We start from the raw sequence: 14,956 nt of genomic DNA, 5'->3' as shown, positions 1-14,956 counted from the left end.
ACGCCCCTTACAGCTTCATCAGGCTGGCGTCGTCGACCGAGGCCGAGTGGCGGCTACGGAACAGCGACACGATGATCGCGAGGCCCACGACGACCTCCGCGGCGGCGACGACCATCGTGAAGAACGCGATGATCTGGCCGTCGAGGTTGCCGTGCATCCGGGAGAACGTGACGAAGGCGAGGTTGCAGGCATTGAGCATCAGCTCGATGCACATGAACAGCACGATCGCGTTCTTGCGGATCAGCACACCGGTCGCACCGATGGTGAACAGCAGGGCCGCCAGGTACAGGTAGTTGACCGGGTTCACTTCGAGGCCTCCTCACGCGAGTCACGGCCGAGGCGCTCCGCGGAGCTCTGCTCCAGGGCCCGGAGGTCGTCCAGGGCCTGGGGGGAGACGTCGCGGATCTGGCCGCGGGCGCGCAGGGTCTTGCTGACCGTCAGCTCGGACGGGGTGCCGTCCGGCAGCAGGCCGGCGACGTCCACCGCGTTGTGCCGGGCGTAGACGCCGGGCGCGGGCAGCGGCGGGAGCTGCACTCCCTCGCGTACGCGCTTCTCGGCGAGCTCGCGCTGGGTGGCGGCCCGCTCGGTGCGCTCGCGGTGGGTGAGGACCATCGCCCCGACGGCCGCGGTGATCAGCAGGGCGCCGGTGATCTCGAAGGCGAAGACGTACTTGGTGAAGATCAGCTGGGCCAGGCCCTCGACGTGCCCGCCGGAGTTGACCCGGCCGAGCCCGTTGAAGTGGGTGAGCCCGGCGTTGCCGATGCCGGCGAACAGCAGGATGCCGAAGCCGAGCCCGCACAGCAGGGCCAGCCACCGCTGGCCCTTGATGGTCTCCTTCAGGGAGTCGGCGGCGGTGACGCCGACGAGCATGACCACGAAGAGGAAGAGCATCATGATCGCGCCGGTGTAGACGATGACCTGGACGACGCCCAGGAAGTACGCCCCGTTGGCGAGGTAGAAGACCGCCAGGATGATCATCGTCCCGGCCAGGCTGAGCGCGCTGTGCACGGCCTTCTTCATCAGGATCGTGGACAGCGCGCCGATGACGGCGACCGTGCCGAGGACCCAGAACTGGACCGCCTCGCCCGTGGAGGTCATCGTGGCGGCTGCGAGGTCGCTCATGCCCCCACCTCCTCGGCGTGCCCGTTGCTCTCCGCGTCCTGCGCGACCTCGCCCTTGGAGACCGCCACCTGCCGCTCGGTGCCCGGGGCGGCCCCCGTCACCAGTCCGCGGTAGTAGTCCTGCTCGTCGGTGCCGGGGAAGATCGAGTGCGGGGCCTCGACCATGCCCTCGGTCAGGCCCGCCAGCAGCTGCTCCTTGGTGTAGATGAGCGACTCGCGGCTGGCGTCGGCCAGTTCGAACTCGTTCGTCATCGTCAGCGCCCGCGTCGGGCACGCCTCGACGCATAGCCCGCACAGGATGCAGCGGGCGTAGTTGATCTGGTAGACGCGGCCGTAGCGCTCACCCGGGGAGTAGCGCTCCTCCTCCGTGTTGTCCGCGCCCTCCACGTAGATCGCGTCGGCGGGACAGGCCCAGGCGCACAGCTCGCACCCGATGCACTTCTCCAGACCGTCGGGGTGCCGGTTCAGCTGGTGCCGTCCGTGGAAACGCGGGGCGGTCGTCTTCTGCTGCTCCGGGTACTGCTCGGTGAGGCGCTTCTTGAACATGGCCTTGAAGGTCACGCCGAAGCCCGCCACCGGGTTCTGCCACTTCTCGCTCTGGTCAGCGTCAGACATTCTCAGCACCCTCCTCTCGGTCACTCTCGGTATTCGTGCCGCCACTGACAATCAGCTCCCGCTCGGAGCGGGACCGCCTGCGCGGTACGGGTGGCAGGTGCTGGCCGGGCTTGGGCGGTACGGGGAACCCGCCCGCCAGCGGGTCGAAGGGCGCGGTGTCCTTGACGGCCGCCGCGGCCTTCTCGCGCTTCTCGCGCTTGTCGCGGAAGAGGTCCGCGACGAAGGAGAGCAGCAGGACCGCCACGACCGCGCCGCCGACGTAGAGGACGATCTGGCTGAAGTCGTAATTCTCGTTCCGCAGCGCCCGGACGGTGGCGACCAGCATCAGCCAGACCACGGAGACCGGGATCAGCACCTTCCAGCCGAGCTTCATCAGCTGGTCGTAGCGCACGCGCGGCAGCGTGCCGCGCAGCCAGATGAAGAAGAAGAGCAGCAGCTGCACCTTGAGGACGAACCAGAGCATCGGCCACCAGCCGTGGTTCGCGCCCTCCCAGTACGTGGAGATCGGCGCCGGGGCCCGCCAGCCGCCCAGGAAGAGGGTGACCGAGACCGCCGAGACGGTGACCATGTTGACGTACTCGGCCAGCATGAACAGCGCGAACTTGATCGACGAGTACTCGGTGTTGAAGCCGCCGACCAGGTCGCCCTCGGACTCCGGCATGTCGAAGGGCGCGCGGTTCGTCTCGCCGACCATGGTGACGACGTAGATGATGAAGGAGACCGGCAGCAGGACGATGTACCAGCGGTCGGCCTGGGCCTCCACGATCGCCGAGGTCGACATCGACCCGGAGTAGAGGAAGACCGAGGCGAAGGCCGCGCCCATCGCGATCTCGTAACTGATCATCTGCGCGCAGGAGCGCAGTCCGCCGAGCAGCGGGTACGTCGAGCCGGAGGACCAACCTGCCAGCACGATGCCGTAGATGCCGACCGAGGCCACCGCGAGGACGTACAGCATCGCGATGGGCAGGTCGGTCAGCTGCATCGTGGTGCGCTGGCCGAAGATGGAGACCTCGTTGCCGGCGGGCCCGAAGGGGATCACCGCGATGGCCATGAACGCCGGGATCGCCGCGATGATCGGGGCCAGGACGTAGACGACCTTGTCGGCCCGCTTGACGATGACGTCTTCCTTGAGCATCAGCTTCACGCCGTCGGCCAGCGACTGGAGCATGCCCCAGGGACCGTGCCGGTTCGGGCCGATGCGCAGCTGCATCCAGGCGACGACCTTGCGCTCCCACACGATGGAGAACAGCACGGTCACCATCAGGAAGGCGAAGCAGAAGACCGCCTTCAGCAGGACCAGCCACCACACGTCGTGGCCGAACAGGCTGAGGTCCTCGGCGGCCAGCTCTACCGCGTTCACGCGTCCACCTCCGCGGGGGTGCCATCGGCGTCGGCCGGGGTCGCCGGACCGATGCGTACGAGGGCGCCGGGGGCGGCGCCCGTGTCGGCGAGGACGCCGGAGCCGGTGGAGTTCAGCGGGAGCCAGACCACCCGGTCGGGCATCTCGGTGACCCTCAGCGGCAGTTCCACGGAGCCGGCCGGGCCGGTGACCGCGAGGACGTCGCCGGATCTGACGCCCGTCTCGGCGGCCGTGGCGGCCGACAGCCGGGCGCTCGCCTCGTGCCGGGTGCCGGCCAGGGCCTCGTCGCCCTCCTGGAGCCGGCCCTGGTCGAGCAGGAGCCGGTGGCCCGCGAGGACCGCCTCGCCGACGCCCGGGCGGGGCATCGGCAGCGGGTCGGTGGACTGCTCGGTGGCCAGCGGCCCCTCCCACGGGCCGAGCCGCTCCAGCTCCCGGCGTACGGCGTGCACGTCGGGCAGCGCGAGCGGCCGGTCGGCCGCGTCGGCCAGCATGTGCAGGACGCGGGAGTCGGCCGGGGCCAGCCGGCGGGTCATCTGGTCGGGCTTGAGCGCCGCCTCGAACGGGCGGAGCCTGCCTTCCCAGTTGATGAACGCGCCGTCCTTCTCGGCGACCGCGGCCACCGGGAACACCACGTCCGCGTGGTCGGTGACCTCGCTCGGCCGCAGTTCCAGGGAGACGACGAAGGCCTCCTGGAGCGCGGTGCGGGCGCGGGCCGGGTCGGGCAGGTCCGTCACCTCGACGCCCGCCACCAGCAGCGCGGACAGCTCGCGCGTGGCCGCGGCCTCGACGATCTGGCCGGTGTCGCGGCCGTAGCGGTGCGGGAGTTCGTCCAGCCGCCACGCGGCGGCGACCTCGTCGCGGGCCCGCGGGTCGGTGGCCGGACGGCCGCCCGGCAGCAGGGACGGCAGTGCGCCCGCCTCGACGGCGGCCCGCTCCCCGGCCCGGCGCGGCATCCACACCAGCTTCGCGCCGGTCGCGGCGGCGGCCCGTACGGCGGCGGTCAGCGCGCCGGGCACACCGGCCAGGCGCTCTCCGGCGACGATGACCGCACCGGACTTGCGCAGCCCCTCGGCCGCCTCGGCGCCGCCCGCGCTGAGGCCGGTGCCGGCGGCGAGGGCGTCCAGCCATTCGGGCTCGGTGCCGGGGGCGGCGGCCAGCAGGGTGCCGCCCGCCTTCTCCAGACCCCGGGTCGCGAAGGGGGCGAGGGCGAAGGTGCGCTGCTTCCGCTTGCGGTGGGCCTTGCGCAGCCGCAGGAAGACCCCGGGGGCCTCCTCCTCGGCCTCGATGCCGACGAGCAGCACCACCGGGGCCGCTTCCAGCGAGGTGTACGTGACCCCGTCCCCGTCGAGGTCCTTGCCGGTGCCGGCCACGGTGGCGGCCAGGAACTCGGCCTCCTCCGCGCTGTGCACGCGGGCCCGGAAGTCGATGTCGTTGGTGTCGAGCACCACGCGGGCGAACTTGGAGTACGCGTAGGCGTCCTCGACGGTCAGCCGGCCGCCGGTGAGCACCCCGGCCCGGCCGCGCGCGGCCGCGAGCCCGTTGGCCGCGGCCTCCAGGGCCTCGGGCCAGCTCGCCGGGGCGAGCACCCCGTCGGTGCCGCGCACCAGCGGGGTGGTGAGCCGGTCCGGGCGCTGCGCGTAGCGGAACCCGAAGCGGCCCTTGTCGCACACCCATTCCTCGTTGACCTCGGGGTCCTCGGCGGCGAGGCGGCGCAGCACCTTCCCGCGCCGGTGATCGGTGCGGGTCGCGCAGCCGCCCGCGCAGTGCTCGCACACGCTCGGGGAGGAGACGAGGTCGAAGGGGCGGGAGCGGAACCGGTAGGCGGCCGAGGTCAGCGCGCCGACGGGGCAGATCTGGATGGTGTTGCCGGAGAAGTACGACTCGAACGGGTCGCCCTCGCCGGTGCCGACCTGCTGGAGCGCGCCGCGCTCGAGCAGCTCGATCATCGGGTCGCCGGCGATCTCGTTGGAGAAGCGGGTGCAGCGCGCGCACAGCACGCACCGCTCTCGGTCCAGCAGCACCTGCGCGGAGATCGGGACCGGCTTCTCGTAGGTGCGCTTGCTGCCCTCGAAACGCGATTCGGCGTTGCCGTGGGACATCGCCTGGTTCTGCAGGGGGCACTCGCCGCCCTTGTCGCAGACCGGGCAGTCCAGCGGGTGGTTGATGAGCAGCAGCTCCATCACCCCGCGCTGGGCCTTGTCGGCGACCTCGGAGGTCAGCTGCGTCTTGACGACCATGCCGTCGGTGCAGGTGATGGTGCAGGAGGCCATCGGCTTGCGCTGGCCCTCGACCTCGACGATGCACTGGCGGCAGGCGCCGGCCGGGGAGAGCAGGGGGTGGTCGCAGAACCGGGGGATCTCGACGCCGATCTGCTCGGCGGCCCGGATGACGAGGGTGCCCTTGGGCACCGACAGCTCGATGCCGTCGATGGTGAGCGACACCAGATCCTCGGGCGGCACCGCCGCCGCTCCGCCACCTGCCGGTGCGTTAGTGGTGACGGTCATGCGTTCACCTCCGTGTCGGCCCAGAGGGTCGACTTCCTGGGGTCGAAGGGGCAGCCCTTGCCCGTGATGTGCTGCTCGTACTCCTCGCGGAAGTACTTCAGCGAGGAGAAGATCGGGCTGGCGGCGCCGTCGCCCAGTGCGCAGAAGGACTTGCCGTTGATGTTGTCGGCGATGTCGTTCAGCTTGTCGAGGTCGGCCATGACGCCCTTGCCCGCTTCGATGTCGCGGAGCAGCTGGACCAGCCAGTACGTGCCTTCGCGGCAGGGGGTGCACTTGCCGCAGGACTCGTGGGCGTAGAACTCGGTCCACCGGGTGACGGCCCGCACCACGCAGGTCGTCTCGTCGAAGCACTGGAGCGCCTTGGTGCCGAGCATCGACCCGGCCGCGCCCACGCCCTCGTAGTCGAGCGGGACGTCGAGGTGCTCGTCCGTGAACATCGGGGTGGAGGAGCCGCCCGGGGTCCAGAACTTCAGCCGGTGCCCGGGCCGCATCCCGCCGCTCATGTCGAGGAGCTGGCGCAGGGTGATGCCGAGCGGGGCCTCGTACTGGCCGGGGCCGGCGACGTGCCCGGAGAGCGAATACAGCGTGAAGCCGGGGGACTTCTCGGTCCCCATCGACTTGAACCAGTCCTTGCCCTTGTTCAGGATCGCGGGAACGGACGCGATGGATTCCACGTTGTTCACCACGGTGGGGCACGCGTAGAGCCCCTCGACGGCAGGGAAGGGGGGACGCAGCCGGGGCTGACCGCGCCGGCCTTCGAGGGAGTCGAGCAGCGCCGTCTCCTCGCCGCAGATGTACGCGCCCGCGCCCGCGTGCACCGTGATGTCGAGGTTCAGGCCGCTGCCGAGGATGTCCTTGCCGAGGTATCCGGCCTCGTACGCCTCGCGCACCGCCTCGTGCAGGCGCCGCAGGACCGGTACGACCTCGCCGCGCAGGTAGATGAAGGCGTGCTCCGAGCGGATCGCGTAGCAGGCGATGATCATTCCCTCGATGAGGGAGTGCGGGTTGGCGAAGAGGAGGGGGATGTCCTTGCAGGTCCCCGGCTCCGACTCGTCCGCGTTCACGACGAGGTAGTGCGGCTTGCCGTCGCCCTGCGGAATGAACTGCCACTTCATTCCGGTGGGGAAGCCCGCGCCGCCGCGGCCGCGCAGACCCGAGTCCTTCACGTAGGCGATGAGGTCGTCCGGGGTCATCGCGAGGGCCTTGCGCAGACCTTCGTAGCCCTCGTGGCGCCGGTAGGTCTCCAACGTCCACGACTCGGGCTCGTCCCAGAAGGCCGAGAGGACGGGTGCGAGGAGCTTCTCCGGGCTGGTCCCGTTCTTGCTCAGTTCAGTCGACACGGACATCACTCCCCTCCCTCGGTGGTGCTCTCGCCACGCGGGTGGACGATCGGGGTGCGCGGGGTCTCGCCGCGGGCGATGCGCAGGCCGATCAGGGAGGCGGGGCCGGCGCCGCCGGTCGCCTCGACCGCGCCCTCGCGCTCGTCGGGGAAGCCCGCCAGGATCCGGGCCGTCTCCTTGTAGGTGCACAGGGGCGCGCCGCGGGTCGGCTGCACGGGGCGGCCGGCCAGCAGGTCGTCCACCATGGCCTTGGCGGACTCGGGGGTCTGGTTGTCGAAGAACTCCCAGTTGACCATCACCACGGGGGCGAAGTCGCAGGCCGCGTTGCACTCGATGTGTTCGAGGGTGACCTTGCCGTCGGGGGTGGTCTCGTTGTTGCCGACCCCGAGGTGCTCCTTGAGCTCCTCGAAGATCGCGTCGCCGCCCATGACCGCGCACAGGGTGTTCGTGCAGACGCCGACCTGGTAGTCCCCGGAGGGCTTTCGCCGGTACATCGTGTAGAAGGTCGCCACCGCCGTCACCTCGGCGGTCGTCAGGCCCAGCACGTCCGCGCAGAAGCGGATGCCGGTGCGCGAGACGTGGCCCTCCTGCGACTGGCACAGGTGCAGCAGCGGGAGCAGCGCGGAGCGGCTGTCGGGGTAGCGGGCGATGACCTGCTTCGCGTCCGCTTCGAGCCGCTCGCGCACGTCGGCCGGGAAGTCGGGGGCGGGAAGCTGCGGCATGCCCAATGAGATGTCGGTCATCGGTCGACGCCTCCCATCACGGGGTCGATGGAGGCGACGGCGACGATGACGTCGGCGACCTGGCCGCCCTCGCACATCGCGGCCATGGCCTGCAGGTTGGTGAAGGACGGGTCGCGGAAGTGGACCCGGTAGGGGCGGGTGCCGCCGTCGGAGACGAGGTGGACGCCGAGTTCGCCCTTGGGGGACTCGACGGCCGCGTACGCCTGCCCGGCCGGCACCCGGAAGCCCTCGGTCACCAGCTTGAAGTGGTGGATGAGGGCCTCCATGGAGGTGCCCATGATGTTCCTGATGTGGTCGAGCGAGTTGCCGAGGCCGTCGGGACCCATCGCGAGCTGCGCGGGCCAGGCGATCTTCTTGTCGGCGACCATCACCGGGCCCGGCTCCAGGCGCTCCAGGCACTGCTCGACGATGCGCAGCGACTGGCGCATCTCCTCCAGGCGGATCAGGAAGCGTCCGTAGGAGTCGCAGGTGTCGGTGGTCGGCACGTCGAACTCGTAGTTCTCGTAGCCGCAGTACGGGTCCGACTTGCGCAGGTCGTGCGGCAGGCCGGCGGAGCGCAGGATCGGGCCGGTGGCTCCGAGCGCCATGCAGCCGGTGAGGTCGAGATAGCCGACGTCCTGCATGCGGGCCTTGAAGATGGGGTTGCCGGTGGCGAGCTTGTCGTACTCCGGCAGGTTCTTCTTCATGGTCTTGACGAACTCGCGCAGCTGGTCGACGGCGCCCGGGGGCAGGTCCTGCGCGAGGCCGCCGGGGCGGACGAACGCGTGGTTCATGCGCAGGCCGGTGATCAGCTCGAAGATGTCGAGGATCAGCTCGCGGTCGCGGAAGCCGTAGATCATGATCGTGGTCGCGCCCAGCTCCATGCCGCCGGTGGCGATGCACACCAGGTGGGAGGAGAGCCGGTTGAGCTCCATCAGCAGGACGCGGATGACGGTGGCGCGGTCCGGGATCTGGTCGGTGATGCCGAGCAGCTTCTCGACGCCGAGGCAGTACGCCGTCTCGTTGAAGAACGGCGTCAGGTAGTCCATGCGCGTCACGAAGGTGGTGCCCTGCGTCCAGTTCCGGAATTCGAGGTTCTTCTCGATGCCGGTGTGCAGGTAGCCGATGCCGCAGCGGGCTTCGGTGACCGTCTCGCCGTCGATCTCCAGGATCAGGCGGAGCACTCCGTGGGTGGAGGGGTGCTGGGGGCCCATGTTGACGACGATCCGCTCGTCGTCGGCCTTGGCCGCGGACTGGACGATCTCGTCCCAGTCGCCGCCGGTGACGGTGTAGACGAGGCCTTCGGTCGTCTCGCGGGAGGACGCCGGGTGCTCTGCGTTCGGGGTGTTCATCAGCTGTACGACCTCCGCTGGTCGGGAGCCGGGATCTGGGCGCCCTTGTACTCGACGGCGATGCCGCCGAGCGGGTAGTCCTTGCGCTGCGGGAAGCCCTGCCAGTCGTCCGGCATCATGATCCGGGTGAGGGCCGGGTGCCCGTCGAAGATCAGGCCGAAGAAGTCGTACGTCTCGCGCTCGTGCCAGTCGTTGGTCGGATAGACGGAGACGAGCGACGGGATGTGCGGGTCGCCGTCCGGGACGGAGACCTCCAGCCGCAGGATCCGGCCGTGGGTGAGCGAGCGCAGGTGGTAGACGGCGTGCAGCTCGCGGCCCTTGTCGCCGGGGAAGTGCACGCCGGAGACGCCGGTGCAGAGCTCGAAGCGCAGCGCCGGGTCGTCGCGCAGGGTGCGGGCGACGCGGACGAGGTGCTCGCGGGCGATGTGGAAGGTGAGCTCGCCCCGGTCGACCACCGTCTTCTCGATGGCGTTCTCCGGGACCAGGTCCTGCTCCTCCAGGGCGCCTTCGAGTTCGTCGGCCACCTCGTCGAACCAGGAGCCGTACGGGCGGTGGCTCGCGCCGGGCAGGGCCACGGTGCGGACCAGGCCGCCGTAGCCGCTGGTGTCGCCGCCGTTCCCGGCGCCGAACATGCCCTTGCGGACGCCGATGACCTCGGGGCCGCCGTCCCGCGGGGCGGGGAGGCTGTTGCCGTTCTCGGGGTTGCCGTTCTCCGGCTCTCGGGTCTCGCTCACCGGAGCAGCCCCTTCATCTCGATCATGGGGAGTGCCTTGAGGGCCGCTTCCTCGGCCTCGCGGGCCGCCTCTTCCCGGTTCACGCCGAGCTTTCCGCCCTGGATCTTCTGGTGGAGCTTGAGGATCGCGTCCATCAGCATCTCGGGGCGGGGCGGGCAGCCGGGGAGGTAGATGTCCACGGGGACGATGTGGTCGACGCCCTGGACGATCGCGTAGTTGTTGAACATTCCGCCCGAAGATGCACAAACCCCCATGGAGATGACCCATTTGGGAGCGGGCATCTGGTCGTACACCTGCCGCAGCACCGGCGCCATCTTCTGGCTGACCCGGCCGGCCACGATCATCAGATCGGCCTGGCGCGGGGAGCCGCGGAAGACCTCCATGCCGAAGCGGGCCAAGTCGTACCGGCCCGCTCCGGTGGTCATCATCTCGATCGCGCAGCAGGCCAGGCCGAAGGTCGCGGGGAAGACGGATGCCTTGCGCACCCAGCCCGCGGCCTGTTCGACGGTGGTCAGCAGAAAGCCGCTCGGCAGCTTCTCTTCCAGTCCCATGGAAAATTCAGCCCCTCAGTCCCATTCCAGGCCGCCGCGGCGCCACACGTAGGCGTAGGCCACGAAGACGGTGAGCACGAAGAGCAGCATCTCGACGAGCCCGAAGATCCCCAGGGAGTCGAAGGTGACGGCCCAGGGGTAGAGGAAGACAACCTCGATGTCGAAGACGATGAAGAGCATCGCCGTGAGGTAGTACTTGATGGGGAAGCGACCGCCGCCGGCCGGCGTGGGAGTGGGCTCGATGCCGCACTCGTACGCCTCAAGCTTCGCCCGGTTGTACCGTTTTGGGCCGATCAGCGTGGCCATGACCACGGAGAAGATCGCAAACCCTGCGCCGAGGGCGCCGAGCACGAGGATGGGCGCGTACGCATTCACGCTCCTCGCTCCTTCCAGTCGTCCTTGACCGTTGGACCGCTGCCGGCGCCGAGTGCCCCGCCTCGCTCGCATGTGAGGCAGTTCACAAGCCGGACTGGTGCGCATCTTATGCCCGCGCATCTGTGATCTGCGACACGGGTTACAACACCGAGTTTGTGATCTCCACCACCTGACGAACGATCATGAAGTCCGATGAGTGGTGATCTTCGTACGCGAAGCATCCACATGATCACCAAAGGTGACATCCGGGCCCGTTACCGCAGGTAGAGGCCGGGTCGCCCTATCAAACGATGGACCGTGCAGGCAAATTGGCGATGCCGACGCCGGAGTGATAAAGGGATCGACGTCCCCCGGTCGGGTTAGATCCCGCGTACGGAGGTGGACGCGGCATCGCCCGGAGCCTCCCGGAGGCCGGACCAAAGCGCATCCGTTCACGAGCGGGCCGGCCCGCGGGCCCGGACGCCGGGTCGAACCGACCCCGATCACGCCGCGTGGCCGCCCGGCCGCGCCGCGCGACCGTCGAGCCGGACCATCGGGCCGGCGGCCCGGCGGCGCGACCCCGCCGCCGGACCGCGGACCGCTCGCCGCCGGCCCGTCGCGCGCCGCCCTACACCCTCGGCCTCCCCGGCTGGTTCACAGACGGATCACGGACGGGGCACAACACCCTCACAGCGAGACCGTCATGTGACCTGCGCCACTGTGAATCCACTGTTCCGAAAGGGGGCTTGGCCATCAGTGCGGAGGGATGGTAGGCGGAGATCAATTCGGACTTATTGCGGAAACCCCATGATCACAGCCCTGTAGGGGCGTGTCCGTTTCGCCCGTTACGGCGTCAATAAGGTTCGCGACGCGCCCGGTTCGCACGCTTCGCGCGCAACTGTGGCGCAGACCACGTTTCTTGATGGGACCCCTACGCCCCTGATAGCGGTTGTTCTCATGTCCCACACCGCTCACATACCCAGCCACCGGAAGCCCCGCCGCAGCGCCTCGAAGCTCGCGGTCCGCGCCGGAGTTGCCGGTGGCGTCCTCAGCACCCTGGCGATGGCCGGCACCGCGAGCGCGTCCCCCTCCGAGCCCGTGGCCGAGACGACGCTCGAGATGCCGGTCCTGAACCTGGACCTGGCCGCCGAGGTCTCCTCCGCCGTCACCACGGCCGCGGAGAACACCCAGTCGGCCGCCGTCCTCGGCGAACTGACCGCCCAGGAGGAGACGGCCCGCACCGGCGCCGCCGCCGAGGCGAAGCAGGCGAAGGAAGAGGCCCAGAAGAAGGCCGACGAGGAGAAGAAGGCCGCGGACGAGGCCGCCCGCAAGGCGGAGGCCGACCGCGCCACCCGTTCCTCCTCCCGGTCCAACCTCCAGAGCACCTCGGCCTCCGGCTCGGGCTCCGAGGCGGGCGTGGGCACCGTGACCGCCCCGGCCACCGGTTCCGCCGCCGCGATCGTCAACTTCGCCCGCGCCCAGGTCGGCAAGGCGTACGTGAGCGGCGGCACCGGCCCGTCCTCGTACGACTGCTCGGGCCTCGTCCAGGCCGCCTACCGCCAGGCCGGCATCACCCTGCCGCGCATGTCGCAGGACCAGTCCGCGCGGGGCACCTCGGTCTCCCTGAGCGCCCTGCAGCCCGGTGACGTCCTGTACTGGGGCTCCCGCGGCTCCGCGTACCACGTCGCCATCTACGTCGGCGGCGGCAAGTTCGTCGGCGCGCAGAACCCCAGCACGGGCATCGTCGAGCGCAGCCTGAGCTACGACCGGCCGACGGGCGCCGTCCGCATCCTCTGAACCGTGTGAGACATCGGAACAGCGCGAAGGGCCGGCACTCCCCCGCTCGGGGGTGGAGTGCCGGCCCTTTCGCGCGCCTCGTACCGCTCGCGCCGCTCAGGCCATCGAGGCCGCCAGCTTGAACCGCGCCTCGCGCTGCTCCTTGTACAGGGCGAGGGTCTCGGCGTGCTCCTCGACGAGCCGCTCCTGATACGCCTTCTCGACGGCGGCCCAGATTCCGACGAGGTTCACCTCGCCCTTGCAGGCGACATCGGCCTTGGCGGCCGTGACGGCCTTGGGGCCGCCCTTGTCGTCCTCCAGGCCCAGCTTCTCGACGACTTCGTAGGGCGTGCCGATTCCGTCATATCCCGACTTGGACATGCATGCCGACCAGTTCTTGAGCATGCCGACGACCCGGGAGTCCTGCCGGGACCGCTCGTGCGCCTCGGAGGCGAGTCCGAAGGTGAAGAGCAGGTCCACGCTGCCCTTGACCGGTGCGTACAGCTTGCGGAACGCCTCCCGCGCGCACCCGCCGGGCGGAACCTTCTGCCCGGCGGTCGTCAGACCGCTGTCGACCTGCGCGGCCTCCTCCTCGGTGGCCGCGTCCGGGGCGTTCCCGCCTTGCGCTCCCCGCTGTTCGCCGTTCATCACGAGGTACTCGCTGTCGGTCAGCTGCGGGGCGGTCGGCTTGACCGCCGGCCTGTCCCCGGTCGCCGACTTGTCGTACCCGTGCGCCGCCGCGAGCGCCGGATCGGCCAGGCCGAAGAGGTAACGGTGCCGGTCCTCGGTCCCCCCGGCACCGGAGGGCTCGGCCGACCTCACCCCCTCGTAGGTGAACCCGTACCGCGCCATGCACCGGGAGACCAGGATCTGCTGGACCTGCCCCATCCGCAGCCGCTCGGCGTCGGTGTCCGTGTACGCGTCCATGGGGAACGAGAGCGCTGCCGTGGGCGGATTGGCCTCGATCGGGCCCAGCTCGGGTTCTCCCCCACCCCCGCTGGGCCCGCCACAGCCGGACAGCAGCACCACCGCCAGCAGGAGCGCGGGGCCGGCCTGCCGGCGGCGCCGGGTCGCGCGCATCAGGGGTGGAGGGTGTAGGTGGCGGAGCTGATCTTGTTCTTGAAGTTGGTGGAGGCATTGCCCGAGTAGCCGGACGGGATCTCGCCGACGTTGCCGTCGAGGTTCGCGTCGGTGGCGACCTTCCAGGCGTAGACGTCACGGTTCCGGTAGGACTCGGTGTTGTCGTTCACCAGGGACGTGCCGCCCGCGCACCCGGTCTTGAAGTAGTCGTTGTTGAAGTTCAGGTCCTCGCCGTAAAGGTCGAAAACACACCCGCTCTGATTCTGGCTGTAGAAGAGACCGAACTCGTCCACTTCCAGGCTTCCGTCCTTTCCGTATGCGGCGGACGGGCCTGCCGCGCCCAGCAGGATCGCGCCCACGGAAACGGCCGTGACGCAGCTGGTGGCCAGCGTGCGGAATGCCTTGTTCATCTTGATCTCCTCGCCTCTACAGGTGAAATCGCTTTGCCGAGCCGGATGTTGATCACGGCTCCTCACCGGACGGGATTCAACAGTCCGAGGCGTCTACGGTCCAGCCACTTCTCATCTGATGGACACTCACTTCTTGTTACTCACAGGGAACTTGTCGATGCGACCTCACACTACCTACTATCGCCCGACGCGCTCCCCCTGCTGTCGCACGGGCGGGCCGATCCCACCCCCATTGCCGCAAGGGAACCCCTCTGGTGCACGCTCGCCATTTCGCCCCGCTGCTCCTCCTGTGCATTTCATTGACGGGATGCGTCGGTGGCGACGACGAACCCAGGGCGAGTGACAGCCCGCCGCCCACGGCCGAGGAAATCGCGTACTTCGACTGCTTGAAAAAGCAGGGTGTGGCGATCGTCCAGACAGAATCCGGAATGCCACGCGAGGACAAGACGAAGCCCTGGAACGAAGAGGCGCACAAGGCCTGCGAGCCCCAGCTGCCGCCGAACCGGAAGCCCGCCCCCGTCACCGCCGAACAGCTCGCCGCCGCACAGCGGGAAGCCGAATGCCTGCGGGCCGAAGGCGTCTCCTGGTACCCCGATCCGGACCCGGTCACCGCGGAGATCGATCAGACCAAGGCCACGCCCGAGCAGTGGTCCGCACTCAAGCGCGACCATGGTGAGGCGCTGCGGAAGTGCCGCCCGAAGCGTTGAGAGGGCGCCCGCACCCTGAAACGGGCCGGGCTCCGGTCGAAGCGACCGGAGCCCGGACGCGCATGGGCGCCGCCGACCGCTTGTCCATTCACACATTCCCCGCTGTGGAATCACACAGAGCCGGATCCACAACTGGACCTGACTGAAATTGAGTTGAAGGCGCGGAGTTCATTCGCGCAAGCAGCTTCTCAGCCCATGGACCGTCAAAATGGTTGTGTCGAAGAGGACTTGTAGTCCGACGCGCCCTCTCCCTAGGATCACGAACCGCACCCCCACCCCCTTTTCGCCGGGCGGACGCTCTCATTCCACATTCCCACCCCGAGGGAAACG

The 14,956-nt window shown here is 69.5% G+C and carries 15 protein-coding genes; 2 read left to right on the top strand and 13 right to left on the bottom strand.

Annotated features, from left to right (window positions below; all coding sequences use genetic code 11):
- Positions 1-7: 7 nt before the first annotated feature.
- The 11 genes from nuoK to ACFYZL_RS01185 are packed head-to-tail and all read right to left on the bottom strand — an operon-like array spanning position 8 to position 10,674.
- On the bottom strand, positions 8-307 hold the full coding sequence (gene nuoK / locus ACFYZL_RS01235; protein WP_384745638.1) for an NADH-quinone oxidoreductase subunit NuoK: 300 nt from the start codon (positions 305-307) through the stop codon (positions 8-10).
- Positions 304-1,122: an NADH-quinone oxidoreductase subunit J gene (locus tag ACFYZL_RS01230; RefSeq protein ID WP_384745636.1), complete on the bottom strand. Its 819-nt coding sequence runs from the start codon at positions 1,120-1,122 to the stop codon at positions 304-306. The genes nuoK and ACFYZL_RS01230 overlap by 4 nt, the downstream gene beginning before the upstream one ends.
- On the bottom strand, positions 1,119-1,736 hold the full coding sequence (nuoI, locus tag ACFYZL_RS01225) for an NADH-quinone oxidoreductase subunit NuoI (RefSeq protein ID WP_384745634.1): 618 nt from the start codon (positions 1,734-1,736) through the stop codon (positions 1,119-1,121). The genes ACFYZL_RS01230 and nuoI overlap by 4 nt, the downstream gene beginning before the upstream one ends.
- Entirely contained in the window at positions 1,729-3,096 is a 1,368-nt protein-coding gene (gene nuoH, locus ACFYZL_RS01220; RefSeq protein WP_388675086.1) for an NADH-quinone oxidoreductase subunit NuoH, read from the bottom strand. The genes nuoI and nuoH overlap by 8 nt, the downstream gene beginning before the upstream one ends.
- Positions 3,093-5,600, bottom strand: coding sequence for an NADH-quinone oxidoreductase subunit G (locus ACFYZL_RS01215; protein ID WP_388675083.1), 2,508 nt, complete (start codon positions 5,598-5,600; stop codon positions 3,093-3,095). The genes nuoH and ACFYZL_RS01215 overlap by 4 nt, the downstream gene beginning before the upstream one ends.
- Positions 5,597-6,946, bottom strand: coding sequence for an NADH-quinone oxidoreductase subunit NuoF (nuoF, locus tag ACFYZL_RS01210; RefSeq protein WP_384745630.1), 1,350 nt, complete (start codon positions 6,944-6,946; stop codon positions 5,597-5,599). Before nuoF ends, ACFYZL_RS01215 begins: the two co-directional genes overlap by 4 nt.
- Positions 6,946-7,683, bottom strand: a complete 738-nt coding sequence (nuoE, locus tag ACFYZL_RS01205) for an NADH-quinone oxidoreductase subunit NuoE (RefSeq protein ID WP_384745628.1) — start codon at positions 7,681-7,683, stop codon at positions 6,946-6,948. Before nuoE ends, nuoF begins: the two co-directional genes overlap by 1 nt.
- Positions 7,680-9,014 carry an NADH-quinone oxidoreductase subunit D gene (locus ACFYZL_RS01200; protein ID WP_384745626.1) on the bottom strand — a complete coding sequence of 445 codons (1,335 nt, stop codon included), beginning with the start codon at positions 9,012-9,014 and terminating at the stop codon, positions 7,680-7,682. The genes nuoE and ACFYZL_RS01200 overlap by 4 nt, the downstream gene beginning before the upstream one ends.
- Positions 9,014-9,748, bottom strand: a complete 735-nt coding sequence (locus ACFYZL_RS01195; RefSeq protein ID WP_384745624.1) for an NADH-quinone oxidoreductase subunit C — start codon at positions 9,746-9,748, stop codon at positions 9,014-9,016. The genes ACFYZL_RS01200 and ACFYZL_RS01195 overlap by 1 nt, the downstream gene beginning before the upstream one ends.
- Positions 9,745-10,299, bottom strand: coding sequence for a NuoB/complex I 20 kDa subunit family protein (locus ACFYZL_RS01190; protein ID WP_376658070.1), 555 nt, complete (start codon positions 10,297-10,299; stop codon positions 9,745-9,747). The genes ACFYZL_RS01195 and ACFYZL_RS01190 overlap by 4 nt, the downstream gene beginning before the upstream one ends.
- A gap of 15 nt (positions 10,300-10,314) precedes the next feature.
- Positions 10,315-10,674, bottom strand: a complete 360-nt coding sequence (locus ACFYZL_RS01185) for an NADH-quinone oxidoreductase subunit A (protein ID WP_030028256.1) — start codon at positions 10,672-10,674, stop codon at positions 10,315-10,317.
- A 936-nt stretch (positions 10,675-11,610) separates the two neighbouring features.
- Here ACFYZL_RS01185 and ACFYZL_RS01180 point away from each other — a divergent pair.
- Positions 11,611-12,450 carry a C40 family peptidase gene (locus ACFYZL_RS01180; protein ID WP_384745621.1) on the top strand — a complete coding sequence of 280 codons (840 nt, stop codon included), beginning with the start codon at positions 11,611-11,613 and terminating at the stop codon, positions 12,448-12,450.
- Positions 12,451-12,546: 96 nt separating this feature from the next.
- On the opposite strand, the gene ACFYZL_RS01175 is transcribed toward ACFYZL_RS01180, so the two are convergent.
- Both ACFYZL_RS01175 and ACFYZL_RS01170 read right to left on the bottom strand, forming a co-directional pair.
- Positions 12,547-13,509 (bottom strand): hypothetical protein, encoded by a 963-nt coding sequence (locus tag ACFYZL_RS01175; protein ID WP_388675076.1) that lies wholly within the window; start codon positions 13,507-13,509, stop codon positions 12,547-12,549.
- Entirely contained in the window at positions 13,509-13,919 is a 411-nt protein-coding gene (locus ACFYZL_RS01170) for a hypothetical protein (RefSeq protein ID WP_388675073.1), read from the bottom strand. The genes ACFYZL_RS01175 and ACFYZL_RS01170 overlap by 1 nt, the downstream gene beginning before the upstream one ends.
- A 428-nt stretch (positions 13,920-14,347) precedes the next feature.
- Between ACFYZL_RS01170 and ACFYZL_RS01165 the strand changes: the two genes are divergently transcribed.
- Positions 14,348-14,626 (top strand): hypothetical protein, encoded by a 279-nt coding sequence (locus ACFYZL_RS01165; protein WP_388675070.1) that lies wholly within the window; start codon positions 14,348-14,350, stop codon positions 14,624-14,626.
- Positions 14,627-14,956: the final 330 nt, after the last annotated feature.

This window comes from Streptomyces sp. NPDC001717 (genome assembly GCF_042892775.1).
GTDB lineage: Bacteria > Actinomycetota > Actinomycetes > Streptomycetales > Streptomycetaceae > Streptomyces.
The sequence above is the reverse complement of the archived record's forward strand: the minus strand, read 5'-3'. Positions and strand labels throughout refer to the sequence as shown.

Coding starts and splice junctions, on each gene's coding strand:
- ACFYZL_RS01230 (WP_384745636.1), bottom strand. CDS start 1,122: ATGAGCGACCTCGCAGCCGCCACGATGACCTCCACGGGCGAGGCGGTC.
- nuoI (WP_384745634.1), bottom strand. CDS start 1,736: ATGTCTGACGCTGACCAGAGCGAGAAGTGGCAGAACCCGGTGGCGGGC.
- ACFYZL_RS01215 (WP_388675083.1), bottom strand. CDS start 5,600: ATGACCGTCACCACTAACGCACCGGCAGGTGGCGGAGCGGCGGCGGTG.
- nuoF (WP_384745630.1), bottom strand. CDS start 6,946: ATGTCCGTGTCGACTGAACTGAGCAAGAACGGGACCAGCCCGGAGAAG.
- nuoE (WP_384745628.1), bottom strand. CDS start 7,683: ATGACCGACATCTCATTGGGCATGCCGCAGCTTCCCGCCCCCGACTTC.
- ACFYZL_RS01200 (WP_384745626.1), bottom strand. CDS start 9,014: ATGAACACCCCGAACGCAGAGCACCCGGCGTCCTCCCGCGAGACGACC.
- ACFYZL_RS01190 (WP_376658070.1), bottom strand. CDS start 10,299: ATGGGACTGGAAGAGAAGCTGCCGAGCGGCTTTCTGCTGACCACCGTC.
- ACFYZL_RS01180 (WP_384745621.1), top strand. CDS start 11,611: ATGTCCCACACCGCTCACATACCCAGCCACCGGAAGCCCCGCCGCAGC.
- ACFYZL_RS01175 (WP_388675076.1), bottom strand. CDS start 13,509: ATGCGCGCGACCCGGCGCCGCCGGCAGGCCGGCCCCGCGCTCCTGCTG.
- ACFYZL_RS01170 (WP_388675073.1), bottom strand. CDS start 13,919: ATGAACAAGGCATTCCGCACGCTGGCCACCAGCTGCGTCACGGCCGTT.
- ACFYZL_RS01165 (WP_388675070.1), top strand. CDS start 14,348: ATGCCACGCGAGGACAAGACGAAGCCCTGGAACGAAGAGGCGCACAAG.